This window comes from Streptosporangium sp. NPDC006007, assembly GCF_040614315.1.
Classification (GTDB): Bacteria; Actinomycetota; Actinomycetes; order Streptosporangiales; family Streptosporangiaceae; genus Streptosporangium.
This window is the reverse complement of the sequence record NZ_JBEXUG010000004.1, coordinates 156,839-172,840: the sequence shown is the minus strand read 5'-3', so window position 1 is coordinate 172,840 and position 16,002 is coordinate 156,839. Positions and strand designations below refer to the sequence as shown.

At 67.8% G+C, this 16,002-nt stretch carries 14 protein-coding genes; 5 read left to right on the top strand and 9 right to left on the bottom strand.

From position 1 onward, the window contains the following. Positions 1–5: 5 nt before the first annotated feature. Positions 6–368 (bottom strand): VOC family protein, encoded by a 363-nt coding sequence (locus ABZ194_RS05165; protein WP_355592487.1) that lies wholly within the window; start codon positions 366–368, stop codon positions 6–8. 458 nt (positions 369–826) lie between these two features. Here ABZ194_RS05165 and secA2 point away from each other — a divergent pair, with 458 nt between their 5' ends. Then, on the top strand, positions 827–3,028 hold the full coding sequence (gene secA2 / locus ABZ194_RS05160; RefSeq protein ID WP_355592659.1) for an accessory Sec system translocase SecA2: 2,202 nt from the start codon (positions 827–829) through the stop codon (positions 3,026–3,028). Between the two features lie 127 nt (positions 3,029–3,155). Here the strand turns inward: secA2 and ABZ194_RS05155 are convergent, their stop codons facing one another. The 4 genes from ABZ194_RS05155 to ABZ194_RS05140 are packed head-to-tail and all read right to left on the bottom strand — an operon-like array spanning position 3,156 to position 6,285. Continuing rightward, complete coding sequence (locus tag ABZ194_RS05155) at positions 3,156–4,289, bottom strand: ABC transporter ATP-binding protein (protein WP_355592485.1); 1,134 nt, start codon at positions 4,287–4,289, stop codon at positions 3,156–3,158. Then, positions 4,271–5,071 carry a molybdate ABC transporter permease subunit gene (gene modB / locus ABZ194_RS05150; RefSeq protein ID WP_355592483.1) on the bottom strand — a complete coding sequence of 267 codons (801 nt, stop codon included), beginning with the start codon at positions 5,069–5,071 and terminating at the stop codon, positions 4,271–4,273. The genes ABZ194_RS05155 and modB overlap by 19 nt, the downstream gene beginning before the upstream one ends. Before the next feature lie 11 nt (positions 5,072–5,082). Then, positions 5,083–5,871, bottom strand: a complete 789-nt coding sequence (gene modA / locus ABZ194_RS05145; protein WP_355592481.1) for a molybdate ABC transporter substrate-binding protein — start codon at positions 5,869–5,871, stop codon at positions 5,083–5,085. A 15-nt stretch (positions 5,872–5,886) separates the two neighbouring features. Beyond that, complete coding sequence (locus ABZ194_RS05140) at positions 5,887–6,285, bottom strand: helix-turn-helix transcriptional regulator (RefSeq protein ID WP_355592480.1); 399 nt, start codon at positions 6,283–6,285, stop codon at positions 5,887–5,889. Between the two features lie 272 nt (positions 6,286–6,557). Between ABZ194_RS05140 and ABZ194_RS05135 the strand changes: the two genes are divergently transcribed. The 3 genes from ABZ194_RS05135 to ABZ194_RS05125 all read left to right on the top strand — a co-directional run bounded on the left by ABZ194_RS05135 (position 6,558) and on the right by ABZ194_RS05125 (position 9,891). Beyond that, the gene (locus ABZ194_RS05135) at positions 6,558–7,373 is read left to right on the top strand and encodes a helix-turn-helix transcriptional regulator (RefSeq protein ID WP_355592657.1); all 816 of its coding nucleotides are present in this window, start codon (positions 6,558–6,560) and stop codon (positions 7,371–7,373) included. 640 nt (positions 7,374–8,013) lie between these two features. Continuing rightward, on the top strand, positions 8,014–9,420 hold the full coding sequence (locus tag ABZ194_RS05130; RefSeq protein WP_355592478.1) for a DNRLRE domain-containing protein: 1,407 nt from the start codon (positions 8,014–8,016) through the stop codon (positions 9,418–9,420). Positions 9,421–9,501: 81 nt separating this feature from the next. Then, the gene (locus ABZ194_RS05125; RefSeq protein ID WP_355592476.1) at positions 9,502–9,891 is read left to right on the top strand and encodes a hypothetical protein; all 390 of its coding nucleotides are present in this window, start codon (positions 9,502–9,504) and stop codon (positions 9,889–9,891) included. Between the two features lie 53 nt (positions 9,892–9,944). On the opposite strand, the gene ABZ194_RS05120 is transcribed toward ABZ194_RS05125, so the two are convergent. From ABZ194_RS05120 to ABZ194_RS05105, 4 genes are all read right to left on the bottom strand, one after another. Beyond that, the gene (locus ABZ194_RS05120) at positions 9,945–10,601 is read right to left on the bottom strand and encodes a GNAT family N-acetyltransferase (protein ID WP_355592474.1); all 657 of its coding nucleotides are present in this window, start codon (positions 10,599–10,601) and stop codon (positions 9,945–9,947) included. Then, positions 10,543–12,597, bottom strand: coding sequence for a tetratricopeptide repeat protein (locus ABZ194_RS05115; RefSeq protein WP_355592472.1), 2,055 nt, complete (start codon positions 12,595–12,597; stop codon positions 10,543–10,545). Before ABZ194_RS05115 ends, ABZ194_RS05120 begins: the two co-directional genes overlap by 59 nt. Before the next feature lie 208 nt (positions 12,598–12,805). Beyond that, positions 12,806–13,381: a DUF6879 family protein gene (locus ABZ194_RS05110; protein WP_355592470.1), complete on the bottom strand. Its 576-nt coding sequence runs from the start codon at positions 13,379–13,381 to the stop codon at positions 12,806–12,808. A 13-nt stretch (positions 13,382–13,394) separates the two neighbouring features. Further along, positions 13,395–13,610: a hypothetical protein gene (locus ABZ194_RS05105; RefSeq protein WP_355592468.1), complete on the bottom strand. Its 216-nt coding sequence runs from the start codon at positions 13,608–13,610 to the stop codon at positions 13,395–13,397. Between the two features lie 578 nt (positions 13,611–14,188). On the opposite strand from ABZ194_RS05105, the gene ABZ194_RS05100 reads away from it, so the two are divergent. Then, positions 14,189–15,790 (top strand): M4 family metallopeptidase, encoded by a 1,602-nt coding sequence (locus ABZ194_RS05100; RefSeq protein WP_355592466.1) that lies wholly within the window; start codon positions 14,189–14,191, stop codon positions 15,788–15,790. Positions 15,791–16,002: the final 212 nt, after the last annotated feature.

Genomic DNA, 16,002 nt, shown 5'->3' with positions numbered 1-16,002 from the left:
ACATCTCACTCGCGGGTCGGGCAGACGCAGAACAGGTGTCCCTCGGGGTCGGCCAGCACGGTCCAGTTCTCCCCGCCGGGCTGGAAGTCGGGCTTGGTCGCCCCGAGTGCCAGATAGTCCGCCACCGCCCTGTCCACGTCGGGGACCCGGACGTCCAGATGGAACTGCTTGCCCGGACCGGGCCAGACCGCCGCCTCGCGTTCGGGGTTGCGCTGGAAGTAGATGCTCGTCGTGCCGTCGCCGATCCCGGCGTACTCGTCCTCCACGTGCTGGATCTCGTATCCGAAGACCGCCGCGTAGAACTCCGCGAGCCGCTTGGGCTCCGCGCAGTCGATGTTCACGGCGAGAAACTGTGCAGTCGTCGTCATGGCTCTCATCGTTCCGCCCATACCTGTCAGGTGGCGTCAGGTTCGACGGCGGATCCGGGGGCTCGGATAACGGCTGGAGGCATCACCGATTGCCTCGTCAGGGTTGACGGGTGCCGATAACCATCGTTTCCCCGCCGACCGCCCGCTAGCGGGCGGTCCTCTCTCCTGACAGCCGGATCCGAACGGTCCGGTGGGTGGCTGCCGCCCGCATAAACGGCTCACTCCGCAGGCGGTCCGCGGGGCCGTCCTGCCGCTCGGCGCCGTCGGCCTGCTCACCTTCGGGGAGAGGGGGAGAATCCGGCTGCCGGGGTGAGCCGTCGCGCGGACCGGAAACCGGCGTCCCGCGCGGCGGTCTGCGGCGCGCGGTGATCCGTCCGATCGGTACGGTGAGGCGCAAGCGGGAGTGTGAGCCCGGGAACGTGAGCCCGAAGACGGGCGTTGGAGGGAACGTGGCCTCGATAACTCAGCTCATCAGGCGGCTTCTGGAGCGTCCCGGCTCGATCGATCTGGCCCCCTTCGAGCGGACCGTGGCCGTGGCCGGAGCACAGGAGGAGCGCTTCAGGGAGCTCGACGAGCTCCCCGCCCCGTCGGTGGACGATCTGGCCGAGTTCTGCGCGGTCGCGAGGGAGGCCGCGCACCGCACGCTGGGGCTCCGGCCGTACGACGTGCAACTGGTCGGCATGCTCGCGATGCTCTCCGGCAACGTCGCGGAGATGGCCACCGGCGAGGGCAAGACCCTGTCCGGGGCGATGGCCGCCGCGGGATACGCCCTGCAGGGCAAGCACGTCCACGTGATCTCGGTCAACGACTACCTGGCCAGGCGGGACGCCGAGTGGATGGGGCCGCTGTACGCGGCGCTGGGCGTCTCGGTCGGCTGGATCGGGCAGACCTCCTCGCCGGAGGAGCGCAGGACGGCCTACGCCAGGGACGTGACGTACGGCTCTGTCAGCGAGATCGGCTTCGACGTGCTCCGGGACCGGACGTGCGCCGACGCGGCCGACCTGGTCGTGCCGGCGCCGGACGTGGCGCTGGTGGACGAGGCCGACTCGGTGCTGGTGGACGAGGCCAGGGTGCCGCTGGTGCTGGCCGGGGCCGCCGATCCCGGCGACGCGGTGCCCCAGATGGCGGCGCTGGTCCGCCAGCTGGTCAGGGGTTACCACTACGAGCTCGACGACCAGGCGCGCAACGTCCATCTGACGGGCAAGGGCATCGACAGCGTGGAGCAGGCGCTGGAGGTGGACCTCTACGACAGCCCCGCCACGCTGACCGAGGTCAACCTCGCCCTGCACGCGCACGCCCTGCTGACCAAGGACGTGGACTACATCGTCCGCGACGGCAAGGTGCATCTGATCAACCCCTCCCGGGGCCGGGTGGCGCTGCTGCAGCGCTGGCCGGACGGCCTGCAGGCCGCGGTGGAGGCCAAGGAGGCGCTGCCGCCCTCGGCGACCGGCGAGATCCTCGACTCGATCACCGTCCAGGGGCTGATCACCCGCTACCCGCAGAAGTGCGGCATGACCGGTACTGCGGTCGCGGTCGGCGACCAGCTCCGCGAGTTCTACGACCTCAGGGTGGCCGTGGTCCCGCCCAACCGGCCGTGCGTGCGGACCGACGCGCCCGACCGGCTGTTCGAGTACCGGATGGACAAGGACCACGCGCTGATCGACGAGATCGTCGAGGTGCACGCCACCGGGCGGCCGATCCTGATCGGCACCCTGGACGTGGCCGAGTCGGAACGGCTGTCGCTGACCCTGAGCGGCCGGGGGCTGGAGTGCGTGGTCCTCAACGCCAAGAACGACGCCGAGGAGGCGTCGATCATCGCGCGGGCCGGGGAGCGCGGCGCGATCACGGTCTCCACCCAGATGGCCGGGCGGGGCACCGACATCCGCCTCGGCGACGGCGTGGACGAGCTGGGCGGGCTGTACGTCATCGGCTCCGGCCGGCACACCAGCAGCCGCCTGGACGACCAGCTGCGCGGTCGCGCCGGCCGCCAGGGCGACCCGGGCGGCTCGGTCTTCTTCGTGAGCGGCGAGGACGATCTGATCACCCACTACGTGGCCGACGAGTACGCCAGGGGCGTCCCCGACCGCGACCTCGTGGGGCACGCCCAGCGCGTCGCCGAGGGCGTCGACATGGAGATCCACCGCAACACCTGGCGCTACACCCGCCTGCTCGAACAGCATCGGAGCCTGGTCCTCAACCTGCGTGACAAGGTCCTGCACGGGCACTCCGGCGGCAGCGCGCTCTCGGCGGCCGCCCCGGAACGGTGGTCCGAGCTGGCGGAGACCGTGGGAGAGGAGGTGCTGCACGAGGCCGCCCGGCAGATCGTGCTGTTCCACCTCGACCGCCGCTGGGCCGACCACCTCGCCGACCTCGCCGACCTCCGCGAGGGCATCCATCTGCGCGCCCTCGGCCGCCTCAGCCCGATCGACGAGTTCAACAAGGAGGCCAAGCCCGCCTACGAGCGCATGCTGGCCGAGATCGAGGCCCGCTCGATCGCCACCTTCGAGACCGCCACGATCACCCCGGACGGCCTCGACCTCGACGGCGCGGGTCTCAGGCGCCCCAACGCCACCTGGACCTACCTCGTCCAGGAGAACCCCTTCGGCACCGAGTGGGAACGCATCCTCAACCGGCTGACCACCAAGGTCCGCCGCCGCTGACCGCCCGCCGGCTGAGGCGCCCGGTCGGAGCGGGCCGTCAGAGGGGGACGGACCGTCAGGCGAAGACAGGCCGTCGGGCGAGGGCGAGCCCTCAGACGGGGACGGGCCGTCAGACGAAGGCGGGCCGTCAGGCCGGGTAGGCGTGGGTCTCGGTGGCCTTCAACGCCGCCCAGACCCGCCTGCCCGGCCGGAGATCCAGCTCGGCGACCGCGGCGGCGGTGACGTCGGCCGCGGCCTCGATCGGGCCGGTGAGCAGCACGCGCACACTGTCACCGTGACGCTCGACCCCTCCGACGGTCGCCTCCCAGAGGTTTCGAGGGCTGCCGTCAGGGCGGCTGCGGTAGATCGCGACGGCGGAGGGCGGGAAGGCGACGAAGACCGGGCCGGACTGGGACTCGGCCACATTGAGGGTGACGCCCCCCGGCCACCCGGCCCCACCGGGGAAGGCACCGCCCAGACGCCCGTCCTCCTGAGAGACCGGCCGCCCGGCCCCGCCGGGGGTGACGCCGTCCAGCCGTACGGCGTGCCCGTCGGCGACCCCTCGATAGAGGTTCAGCCCGACCAGCCGGGCGACATACCCGGTGCGGGGATGCCTGGCCACCGCCGAGGGTGGCCCCTGCTGGACCACGGCGCCGTTCTCGACCACCACCAGGCGGTCGGCCAGCACCATCGCGTCCAGCGGGTCGTGCGTGACCAGGACGGCGGCGCCGTCGAAGTCTCCGAGGTGGTGGTGGAGCCTGGCTCGAATGTCCAGACGGGTGTGGGCGTCGAGGGCGGCCAGCGGCTCGTCGAGGAGCAGGAGGCGGGGCCGTACGGCGAGGGCCCTGGCCAGGGCGACCCGCTGGGCCTGCCCGCCGGAGAGCTCGCCCGGCCTGGTGACCGCGTGTTCGCCGAGGCCCACCCGGTTCAGCCATTCCCGGGCGAGGAGCCGGCTCGCCTTCCTGGACATGCCGTGGCAGCGCGGCCCGAAGGCCACGTTCTCCAGCGCGGACAGGTGCGGGAACAGCAGGTAGTCCTGGAACACCATGCCGATCGGGCGCCGCTCGGCGGGCGCGTCCTGGATCGGCTCGCCGTCGAGGCGGATGTGCCCGCCGGTCAGCGGCACCAGCCCGGCGAGGGCGCGCAGCGCGGTGGTCTTGCCCGCGCCGTTGGGGCCGAGCAGCGCGACCACCTCCCCCCGCGCCACGTCCAGCTCGATGTCCAGGCGGAACCTCGGCCGCTCGACGATCAGCCTGCTCTCGATCACGACGCGCCGACCCATCGCCCCCGCAGGCCGGCCAGCACGGCCACCGAGACCGCGAGCAGGACCAGGCTCAGCACGATCGCGGCCTCCGGGTCGGTCTCCAGCGCCAGGTAGACCGCGAGCGGCATGGTCTGGGTCGTGCCCGGGAAGTTTCCGGCGAAGGTGATGGTGGCCCCGAACTCGCCCAGGGCCCTCGCCCAGCAGAGTACGGCCCCCGCCGACACCCCCGGCGCGACCAGCGGGAGGGTGATCCGGCTGAACACCCGCCAGCGGGACGCGCCGAGGGTCGCCGCGGCCTCCTCGAACCGCGAGTCCGCGGCCTTCAGCGCGCCCTCCACGCTGATGACCAGGAACGGCATGGCCACGAACGCCTCGGCCACCACGACCCCGGCCGTGGTGAACGGGAGCGAGAACCCGAACGCCTCGTGCAGCCGGCGCCCGACCAGCCCGTTACGGCCGAGCACCAGCAGCAGCGCCACCCCGCCGACCACCGGCGGCAGCACCAGCGGCACCGTCACCAGCGCCCGCAGGAGTCGCCGGCCGGGGAGGTTTCCCCTGGCCAGCAGCCAGGCCAGGGGAACGCCGAGCACCAGGCAGATCGCGGTCGCGAGGGTGGCGGTGACCAGCGAGAGCCGGAGCGCCTCCAGCACCCTCGGCTCGGCCAGCCGCTCCCCCATCGTGGACCAGGGCGCCCTGACCAGCAGGCCGGCCAGGGGCAGGATCAGGAACACCAGCCCGCCGACCGCCGGGACGGTCAGCACCCACGGCATCCGCCCCGCTGTACGGTGAGCCGCTCCCATGCCGGAACCCCTCAGGGGAGCTCGAAGCCGGCGCCGGTCAGCAGTGCCCGGCCCTTCGGGGAGAGGACCAGCTCGACGAACCGCCCGGCCGGCTCTCCGGACGGGGCCTTGGACAGTTTCGCGATCGGGTAGTCGTTGACGGCCTTGCCGGACTCGGGGAAGTCGAGCCCCTGAACCTTCCCCGCGGCGGCGAGGACGTCGGTCCGGTAGACCAGGGCGGCGTCGACCTCTCCGAGCTCGACCTTGGTCAAGGTGGCCTTCACGTCCTGCTCGAAGGTGACCGGGGTGATCTTCAGGCCCGCGGCGTCCAGGGCCTTGACGGCGGCGGCGCCGCAGGGGACCTGGACGGCGCAGAGCGCGACCTTGACCTTGGGGTCGGTCAGGTCCTTCAGCCCGTCGACCCGGGCCGGGTTGCCCTTGGGAAAGGCGATCTGAAGCCGGTTGCGCGCGAACGTGACGGGGGCGTCCGCCAGGGAGGCGTCGGTGACGGTCCTCATGGTGGCGGGGCTCGCGGCGGCGAACACGTCGGCGGGTGCGCCCTGGACGATCTGCTGGGCCAGGGTGGCGCTGGAGCCGAAGTTGAACCTGACGCGCGTACCGGGATACGCGGCCTCGAAGTCCTTGCCGAGCTGGGTGAACACCCCGGTCAGGGAGGCGGCGGCGAACACCGTCACCGTCCCGCCCCCGGTGCCCGTCCCCGTGCCCGTGGCGGCGTCCGGTTCGGCGGCCCGGGTGGTGCCGCAGGCGGTGAGCGCGAGCAGCAGGGCCACCGCGGCCGATGCCATCCGGATCGGTTTCAATGCGATCTCCAATGATCAGAGGGGTTCGGGGACCTCGACGACGACGTTGGTGGACTTCACCACCGCGACCGCGACCACGCCGGGCTCCAGGCCGAGCTCGTCGGCGGACCGGCGGCTCATCAGGGACACCACCCGGAACGGTCCAGCGGCGATCTCCACCTGGGCCATCACCGTGTCCTTGATCACTTCGGTCACGATCCCCCGGAAGCGGTTGCGGGCCGAGGACGCGCCACAGCCCTGGTCGTCGCGGCCCGACTGGGACCGCGCGAACGCGGCCAGCTCGGCGCCGGAGATCAGGCGGTGGCCGTTGCCGTCACGCTGCGCGGGCAGCCGACCGGTGTCGACCCAGCGGCGCACGGTGTCGGCGCTGACCCCGAGCAGTGCCGCGGCCTCGCTGATCCGGAACGTCGTCACAACTCATCACCATATCCCTTGAATTTTCAAGCCTCAATCGGCGGTCGGACTGGAAGGTGCGATGTCGATTGGTCTCCAAAGCTCGCACCTGCGATCGCATACCCGGCTCCGGGGCGCCACCCGGCCCACACACCCGGACCGAGAACCATCCCCCCGGCCGGAACCGCACCCCTCGCGAGGGGCCGTACGCCCGCCCGGGTCCCTGCCCCTGGGGGGGCAGGTACTGGTCACGATTATGCGCATGGTAATGCTTTCGCAAAGTTAGACCGGTTATCTTGGGTTTTGTGACCACGACCAGCGCTTCCCGGCCAGTCGGCGAACTTCTCCGGCAATGGCGGGAGCGCCGGCGCATGAGTCAGCTGGATCTCGCCATCCAGGCCAACATCTCCGCCAGACATCTGAGCTTCGTGGAGACCGGCCGGTCCAAACCGAGCCGGGCGATGATCCTGCACCTCGCCGAGGAGCTGGAACTGCCGCTGCGTGAACGCAACCACCTGTTGCTCTCCGGGGGGTTCGCCCCGGTCTACGCGGAGACCCCCCTCAACTCACCGCAGATGGCCTCGGTCAGGGAGGCGCTGGGCCAGGTGCTGAGCGGGCACGAGCCGTACCCCGCGGTGGTCGTGGACCAGCGCTGGAACCTGATGGACCGCAACTCCGCCACCGGCCTGCTGCTCCGCGGCGTCGCGCCCGAACTGCTCACCCCGCCGGTCAACGTGCTCCGGCTGAGCCTGCACCCCAGGGGAATGGCCCAGCGGATCATCAATCTGGGCGAGTGGCGGGCCCACCTGCTGCACCGGCTCCGCCGCCAGATCAGCCTCACCGCCGACCCCGACCTGGCCGCGCTCTGGCGCGAACTCGACGGCTACCCCTGCGACCAGCCGGAGCCCGAGATAGAACGGCCCGGCCCCGGGGACATAGTGATTCCCCTGCGCCTGCGGCGCGGCTACCGCGAACTCGCCTTCTTCAGCACGATGGCCACCTTCGGCACCCCGCTGGACATCACGGTCGCGGAACTGGCCATCGAGGCCTATTTCCCGGCCAACCCCGAGACGGCCGCCTACCTGCAACACCAGCACCACCCGGACTGATCCCTCCAGCGGAAACGTTCCACCCGGGGCACCGGCCCCCGCAGGACAGGCCGGGAAGGAGCACGCCGAGCGGGACCGGGGCGCGCCCGCCGCCGGGACCGGCCCGAACCTCGAACCGCCGTCCACCCGGACTTTCCCGGTGGGCACCGGCTCACTTCGCAAAGAACCGTCGACCCGGCAGGGCGACAACCGAGAACCCCCTCACCCCGATCACGTTTTGGCATCGAATAGGCGAACCACGGGCCACACCCACCCCGCCGCCGGCCGTTTACCGGCACGTGATCCACACTGCCCGAGCAGGCGAATACCGCTCAGATCGATCCGGGCACATTTATGTTCGTAGTGAATTGACTACCCGCTGTCAAGCTTGACTCATATCAATCTTTTCTGTTCCCTTGTGCTATCCATGGCGTCCATATTCCGATGGAGTGACATGAATCGCCTATCCCCATTAAGCCCCTTTCGAAATCATGAATCCATCCCGCGAGGACGGCGCCGGAAAGCCGGTGCGAAGCTGCGCCGTATGGTCGGATTGGTGGCGATAAGCAGCACACTGGCGTCGATGACGGCCGTCGCCACCACAGCCTCCGCGGCACGGGCAGAGCCGACACCAGGCACTCCGTCATCGGAGCACACGACGGTGACGTTTCCCCGCCCCAAGGATCCGGACGCCGGCCTGCGCGCCGCCGTCACGGAGGCACGGAAACAGAAAAAACCGGTCGAGGTGCTGAGTTCGGCGACGGAGAACAGCGAATCCTGGGCTTTCCCCGACGGTCACATCACGACCGACACGTATGCGGCCCCCGCCCGGGTGAAACAGTCAGGCGGGTCGTGGTCCTGGATCGACAATTCACTGGTCGAGCGTGATGGAGTGCTCAGGCCCAGGATTTCCGGGGCCAAGGTGGCGGTGGAGTTGTCCGCCGGCGGGCAGGACCACCCCTTCGCCTCAATGCGTGTCGCAGAGAAAAGTCAGGAACTGGCCCTGATATGGCCGGAATCATTGCCCAGGCCAACAATCAGCGGCAATGTCGCCACCTATAAAGACGCGGCGGCCACGCCCGGTGCGGATCTCGTGGTGACGGCGCTTACCTCCGGGTTCCGCTTCGATGTGGTGCTGCGCGAGCGTCCGAAGGCACCATTGAAGTTCAGGCTGCCCGTTCAGGCGAAAGGCCTGAGCCTGGGCACCGGCGCGGACGGCGGCCTGGCCCTGACCGACGCCGGCGGCAAGAAGGTCACCGCGGGCTCCCCGCCGGTCATGTGGGACGGCGGTGCGCGCGGCGGCGAGCGGGGATCACGGCGTACCTCGGTTGACACGGCCGTAGACGGCGGCGAAGGACGTCAAACGCTGGTGCTCACCCCCGACGCGCGATTTCTGGCCGATCCGGCCACCCGATTCCCCGTGACCGTGGACCCGACCATCACTCTCGGGGTGCGTGCCGATACCTGGGTCGAGAACTCCGCGGTCTACCGAGACTCCCAGTACCTCGACACCCAGCTGTGGGCGGGAGGTTACACCGACCCCTTCTCGGGCCCGTATCTCATCGACCGTTCGTTCCTCATGTTCGACACCTCCGCCGTCTCGGGCCGTGCCGTGCAGAGCGCCTCCCTGGCCCTGACACAGAACTTCGCCACCGGGTGCGGCGACGGTCTCTCCGGTATCAAAGCCCAGCGGATCACCGCGGCCTGGGACGAATGGACGCTGACCTGGCATACCCAGCCGGCCACCACGACCGCGGGCGAAGGAGTGGCGAGGGACTCCGCCCGCTGCGGAACACGTCAGACGACGACCTGGCCCATGACCGGCATCGTGCGGGCGTGGGCCGACGGCGCGGCCAACCACGGCATCATGCTCAGCGGGGTGGACGAGTCGGCCTCCCGGCCGGACTACAGCCGCATCTTCGACTCCGCCGAGGCGGGCGGCCCCGGCATCCCCAAACTGACCGTCTCCTACACCCTCCCCCAGAAGTCCCCGCCGTCTCAACAGGTCTGGCGACTTCATCCATCCGGGAGGGGACTCCCCGGGGAGGAAGGCGACCGGCGGCGTTGACAGGCACCCGAGGGCCGACGAACCTGGGGCGTGCGGAACCTACGCGATCCAGCGAACCCACCGGCCGGTGAGAGCGGGGAAATGAGCGGACTGCGCCCTCTGCCGACGTGGGTGGGAGCCTGTGCGATCGGCGTGACCCTGGCAGGGCTGGGCGGCTACTTCGCGGCGATAGGGCTCGATGAGGCGGACAGACTGGCGAGCGTGGTGGGCAGCCTGGTCGGCATCGCCGGCCTCGGGCTCTCCGGCTACGGCCTTCTGCTCACCCGCCGCGCCCCCAGCGGGCCTTCCGGGAAGACCGCCTCCACGCCTCGCCCGGATGACGGCGGCGTGACGAACACCATCAGCGGCACCGTGCACGGCCCCGTGTTCCAAGGCCGTGACGTCACCGGGCCGATAACACTCGGCCTCTCGGCGGACCCCGGCCAGGGAGATCCCGGACGGCGGGCCTCCACAGATCACGAACAGCCATAGGGGCCGATCCGAACGGGTGAGAGCACCATCCGCGACGGAACGGCGGAAGACCGTCAAGCACTCAGCGGGTGGCAGTAAATATCCCAGAAGGGCGGCAGAACACCTGGTATCGGGCCTTTGCGGCCGATCAACTGCCAGCCCAACCGCTCGTAGAAGGCATGCGCCCGAACCGCCGACGGCTGTACGGAAAGTATCGCGCGCCGCTCACCGCGCGGGCCGAGCAGAGAGTCCATCAGGCAGCGGCCAACGCCTTTCCCACGCCATTTTTCGCTTACACCGATGTCGATCAGGGCGAACGTACGCCCTTCCCACTCTTCCGCGACTCCGGCGGGCAGGAGAACCGTGAACCTCTCCCACCACTGATGATCCACCGGCAGTCGATGCCCGTAGGTGAATCCAACCAGATCGGCACCGCACAGTGCGACGGAGATGCCGAAGGTGGGATCTTCCCGGATCGAGGTCAGCATGTTCTCGTGCTCCTCCGAAGCACGTTCCGCGAAGACAAAGGGCGGCCGGAGAAAGATTTCGTCATGCAACCTCCGGATACGGGGATGGTGGGAGACAGCCAGTTCCCTTCCACCCACGCGGACCGACAGATCCGACCGCTTCCCCGCCCCCGCTACCACGAAGTCACACCTCCGCCCTGTCACGCTACGAGTTGGCGTCGTCCAGCGGGCCGATCCGTTCCCACAGGTCGGCCACCTCCGCATCCTCCAGATTCTCAAGGATCGTGGTCGCCCTCCGGACGTAGATCTGCGCCTCCGACCTGTTATTCATCCCGACGTGAGCCTCCGCGACACCGATTAGGGCCCGCGACTCGTTGAGTCTGTCTTCGAACTTGACGAATGTCTCAAGGGCGAGCCGATAGTTGCCCAACGACTCCTCATACCCCCCTGACGCGTTGAGCACGGCCCCGAGGGCACACCTGCCCCAGGCGACGCTCCAGCCGTCTTCGATCTCCGCGAATATGCGGAGCGCCTTATGGGCGTGGTCGATCGCCTCGCCGTACAGTCCACGTGATCGGTAACAGTTTCCGAGGCTGACCAGTGCCATCCCTTCGCCCCGCCTCTCCCCGACAGCCCGAAAGACGTCGATCGACTTCCCGATCACCGCTATCGCCTGCTCGAACTGCCCGGCCTCCAGGAGGAGCACTCCCGTCTGCCGCAGCGAGAAGCCCTCGATCCACCCGTCTCCTACCTCACGTCCGGCTGCCGTACTGGTCTGGTAGCACACAAGCGCCTCGTCGAGACGGCGAAGCAACCAGTTGGCGTCACCGAGGCCAAGGTAATTGCATGCCTCCCCGTACCTGTCTCCACTCAGTTCGGCGGCGCGTACGCCGATGACATGGATCTCCCGCCAATCAGACCAGTACGATCGCAGCTCAAAAAAACCGTACATAACAGCGGGAAGCTTCCAGGCTATGTCGAACTGCTCGGCTTTCATAGCGACCCTAAGCGCGTCCAGCAAATTATTTTTCTCGCTCTCAAACCATTGCATGGCCCTGTCCACATCATCGAACGAGAGCGGGGTGATCGGCATTTCGTCGATATCGATCGGAACGCTATGGAAGCGAGGCAGGATGACCTTGTGCCCGTTATAAACGCTCACGAGGTACCAAAGGAGAACTCTCCGCGTGGAGGCGGCACGTTCGAGGGCCGTCTCCCCTACCTCCGCGCATTCAACCGCGTAGACGCGGAGCAGGTCGTGCAGCAAATACCTTTCCGGCGCCACGAGCTGTACCAGATGGCTTCCGGTAAGGATGTCAAGTAATCGCCTGGTGGCCTTCGGGTCCAGGCCGGCGAGGGCTGCCGCCGCCGGTGCGCTGAACTCCGGCCCCGGATGGAGGCCGAGCAGCCTGAACATTCGTGCCGCATTCGGGTTGAGCGCCCTGTACGACGACGAGAACACCGCTCGCACATCACTCAGTTCGTCATCCTCGATCTCAAGTGCGTCAAGACAGGCACGTTCGTCTGCGAGCTCTTCCGCAAAATCAGCCAGATCGGTGTATGGATGACTTGTTATTCGCTCGGCTATGATGCGCAATGCCAGGGGGAGATAGGCGCACTGTTTCACCAACTGTTCCGCGGCGGCCGACTCCATATCGACCCGCTCGGCACCCACGATTCGCCGAAGCAATTCGAGCGACTCGGTCATGGAGAGAACACCGATAACCATACGCACTGCACCTTCTCTAGCGACAAGGCCAGGCAAGGTGTTGCGACTCGTCACAATCGTCATGCAACTCGATGAGCCCGGCAGGAGAGGTCGAACCTGATTTACGGATGACGCGTTGTCGATGATCACTAGAACTCGCTTGCCGTTCAGCATGGAGCGATATATTGCCGACCGCTCCTCAAGGTCCGACGGTATGCGGTCCGGAGTGACGTTCAATGCACGGAGAAACGAGTCGAGTACGTGCTCCACACTCACGGCGGGACCCGAGCCGTATCCTCGCATATTAATGTAGAGGTCACCGTCCTCGTAATGGTGTCGTACACGGTGGGCCCAGTGAACCGCCAAGGCGGTCTTACCGATTCCCGGAGTTCCCGCGATCGCCGAAATGACGACCGGAACATTTCCGAATCGGGTGGCTCTCTGCCCATCGAGCGTGTCAAGCGGCAGGAAGGCGTCCAGCTCGGCGAGCTGTTCCTCCCGGTTGATGAATTCAGTGACGCCCAGGGGAAGCTGGCGGGGAGCCGGGAACACCCCCTGGCGGGCGAGCTGACATGGATGCCGCCGTGAACCGTTCCCGTCTGAACCGTCGCGCCGGACTCACCGCTGATCTCGTTGTAGGTGGCGCCCGGCTGCCGGCCGTTCTGTAACACACGTCCCCCTGTGAAGGCCATGGGCCGCCGACACCTCATGTCAGGGGCGGGCGGTCTGCGAGTTCACCAGAGAATCATCCGGAACCCGATTATTCGTATTCCCGCCGCCCGAGCATCAGATCATCGTAACCCGCGGCGTACTCTGAGAACGGAATGGAAAGGCAGATGGCCTGATCACGCCAGCGATTGGCCTCCACGACCCTCTCCGGTTCCTCGGTCAACTCCGCGGATAAAAAGGCGCCGTCCTCCGCATAGTTCATCAGGAGAAGGCGGGTGGAGTCGAAGAGCCAGTAATCGATTCCGGGCAGACCTTCCGGCCATTTCCCACCGCTGACGGGAATGATTCTCACGTCCTCGCCGGCGGCGACCGTGTGCCGATACGACCACGCACACTCGAAGCGCACATAATCCGAGAGGGGCTCTACCAGCACGTGAACACGGTGGAAACGCTTTCCCTCAAGGCCCCCGGCCCGTACCGTGTCGGCCCAGTCGGCGATGCCAGGAAACCGGCCGCGCGCCTCACCGGCGAGAAATCGCCCGAACTCCCCCTGTTCGTACGAGACGTCGTACGACTGGAGCGTTTCCAGGCGGTAGGCCGTGTATTTAAAGTCATTGAAAAGACTGTTGAATCCGCTGTCACTCAGCGACAGAAATATTGTGGCCAATGCAAGTTCACCGTCATCGATTGGCCTGGTACCGCCGGACCGCCCCCATGATAATTTCCGGGTCTATTCTTATGGCGGTCTCACCGGGTAACAGGTTTGCGAGTTCCCCCATCGCGTCCGCGTCCAACTGGACGCCCTGCACCACCATCTCGCCACTGTCGGCCAGATAGACGCTTGGGCAGCCCTGGCCACCGGAGTTCGAATCTTTATAAAGCATGGTCAATTTCACACTTATCCCCTTTTCTATCGCTCCCCTGTGACAGATTTATCGAAATTTCCTGCAAGGTAACATGAGATCCAAGGCGAGTCAACGAACAGAACACAAGTTGCGCGAGGCGGCTTTCAGTACGACCGTAAATCAAATTACGGATATTTATATCATGATCTTCCGTGTCGCTCACACCGTCAGAAGAATCTCCCCTTATCGCCCCCATGAGAGTCAGTTGACTGTTTTGCCCATCTAAAACATGAAAGCAGGGAAAACGGCAGGGATGGCGATCCGGATTCCCGGCGAAGGGGGCCTCGCGGAGGACGGCGGAGGGCGATGAACCGGACGCTTCGAAGGCGGAGGCGTCGGGGGCGGCATGACCGCCACGCGCTCGGCTGTGCGATACGCCTCTCAGCCGGAGGGATGAGCACCGTGGTGAACACGTGCCGTAACGATGCCCAAGTGACGCTACATATCTAAATGTTATGGAGTTTTGGACTTTGGTAAGAACTCTTCCGGATGGCACCTTTAGCTCAGCCCTGGCCGGCCACGGCTCCTTAGCCCCTTCCCCCACGGGTCTTCGAGAGGAGCCATTCGCAGTGAGGTCCACAAAGAGGTTGGGAGGGATCGCCGCCCTGGCGGTCGCCGCCCTCGCCACATCCACGCTCGTGAATGCGACCAGCGCGAACGCGCAGAACAACGCTCTGACGGACCCGACCCCCGCGGCGAGCTCCGAAAGCGCCTTCGCTCCACCGGACGCCAAGGGCCGTGAGCGTGCGATCGCCACCGCCGACAAGGCGCTGGCCGCGGAGTCGCAGTCCCTGCGCAAGTCCTCAGGAGACAGGTTCACCCGCGACAGAGTCGTCGTGGGAACGCAGGGCATCCAGTACCTGCACTACAAGCGCACCTATCAGGGCCTGCCGGTCTACGGCGGCGACGTGATCGTCGTCACCGACAGGGCGGGCGCGCGGGTGGAGGACGTCGCCTCGGGCCAGCGCGCCACGCTGAAGCTGGACATCAACGCCACCGTCAGCGCGGACACCGCCACGGTCACCGCCCGCGGCCAGCTCGCGACCGTCGAGACCGCCGCCCCGCCCGTACTCGTGGTACACGCGGCCACCGACAAGCCCACGCTGGCGTGGGAGGTGGCGCTCACCGGCCGCACCGAACACGCCGAGAGCGTGCTGCACGTGTACGTCGACGCCCACACCGGCGCCGTCATCGACAAGGTGGACGAGGTCAAGGAGGGCACCGGCAACAGCTTCTACAACGGCAACCCGGTCACCATCCAGACCTCGGGCTCATACTCGATGACCGACACCACCCGGCCGGGCCTGCGCTGCGGCGGCCAGAACGGCGCCGCCTACACCAAGAGCACCGACTCCTGGGGCAACGGGTCGGGGACCAGCCTGGAGACCGCCTGCGTCGACGCCCTGTACGCCGCGCAGACCGAGTGGAACATGCTGCGCGACTGGCTCGGCCGCAACGGCTTCACCGGAGCCGGCGGCGGCTTCCCCGTGCGCGTCGGCCTGGCCGACGTCAACGCCTACTGGAACGGCTCCTACACCAACTTCGGCCGCAACCAGGCCGGCAACCAGCAGGCCACCCCCATGGACGTGGTCGGCCACGAGTACGGCCACGCCATCTTCCAGTACTCCGGGGCCGGCGGTTCGGGCAGCGGCAACGAGACCGGCGGGCTGAACGAGTCGACCGGCGACATCTTCGGCGCGCTGACCGAGCACTACGCCGCCAACCGGTCCGACACGCCGGACTACACGGTCGGCGAGGAGGTCGACCTGGTCGGCCAGGGCCCGATCCGCTACATGTACGACCCGTCCACCGTGGGCGACCCGAACTGCTACAGCTCCGCCATCCCCAGAACCGAGGTGCACTCCGCGGCCGGTCCGCAGAACCACTGGTTCTACCTGCTGGCCGAGGGCACCAACCCGGCGGGCAAGCCCGCCAGCACGGTCTGCTCCGGCCCGGCCCAGCTGACCGGCATCGGCATCCAGAAGGCCGGCCGGATCTTCCAGGCAGGGCTCAACGGCAAGACCATCCCGTGGACGCACGCCAAGGCGCGAGTGGCGACCCTGAAGGGCGCCAAGGCGCTGTTCCCGGGCAGCTGCACCGAGTTCAACGCGGTCAAGGCGGCCTGGAGCGCGGTCAACGTCCCGGCGCGGGCCGGCGAGCCGACCTGCTGACCTGCTGACCTCTTCGCGGACCTCTCCGGCCTGCCGGCCGCCTCCTCGGAGAAGACGGCTCCTCCTCGGAGAAGAGGGCTCGCCTTCACTCTCTGAGGAGGAGTGCCCGACGGCCCGGACCGGCATGGTCCGGGCCGTCGGGTCCCGGCACTCACCCACCGGCTACCCGGCGGTGATCACGACCACGTCCCGGAGAGGGGCCTCCGCACCGA

Excerpts from the sequence above, each read along its gene's own strand:
- ABZ194_RS05165 (WP_355592487.1), bottom strand. The coding sequence starts at position 368 with ATGACGACGACTGCACAGTTTCTCGCCGTGAACATCGACTGCGCGGAG.
- ABZ194_RS05155 (WP_355592485.1), bottom strand. The coding sequence starts at position 4,289 with ATGGGTCGGCGCGTCGTGATCGAGAGCAGGCTGATCGTCGAGCGGCCG.
- modB (WP_355592483.1), bottom strand. The coding sequence starts at position 5,071 with ATGGGAGCGGCTCACCGTACAGCGGGGCGGATGCCGTGGGTGCTGACC.
- ABZ194_RS05125 (WP_355592476.1), top strand. The coding sequence starts at position 9,502 with ATGAGCGGACTGCGCCCTCTGCCGACGTGGGTGGGAGCCTGTGCGATC.
- ABZ194_RS05120 (WP_355592474.1), bottom strand. The coding sequence starts at position 10,601 with ATGCGGAGGTGGCCGACCTGTGGGAACGGATCGGCCCGCTGGACGACG.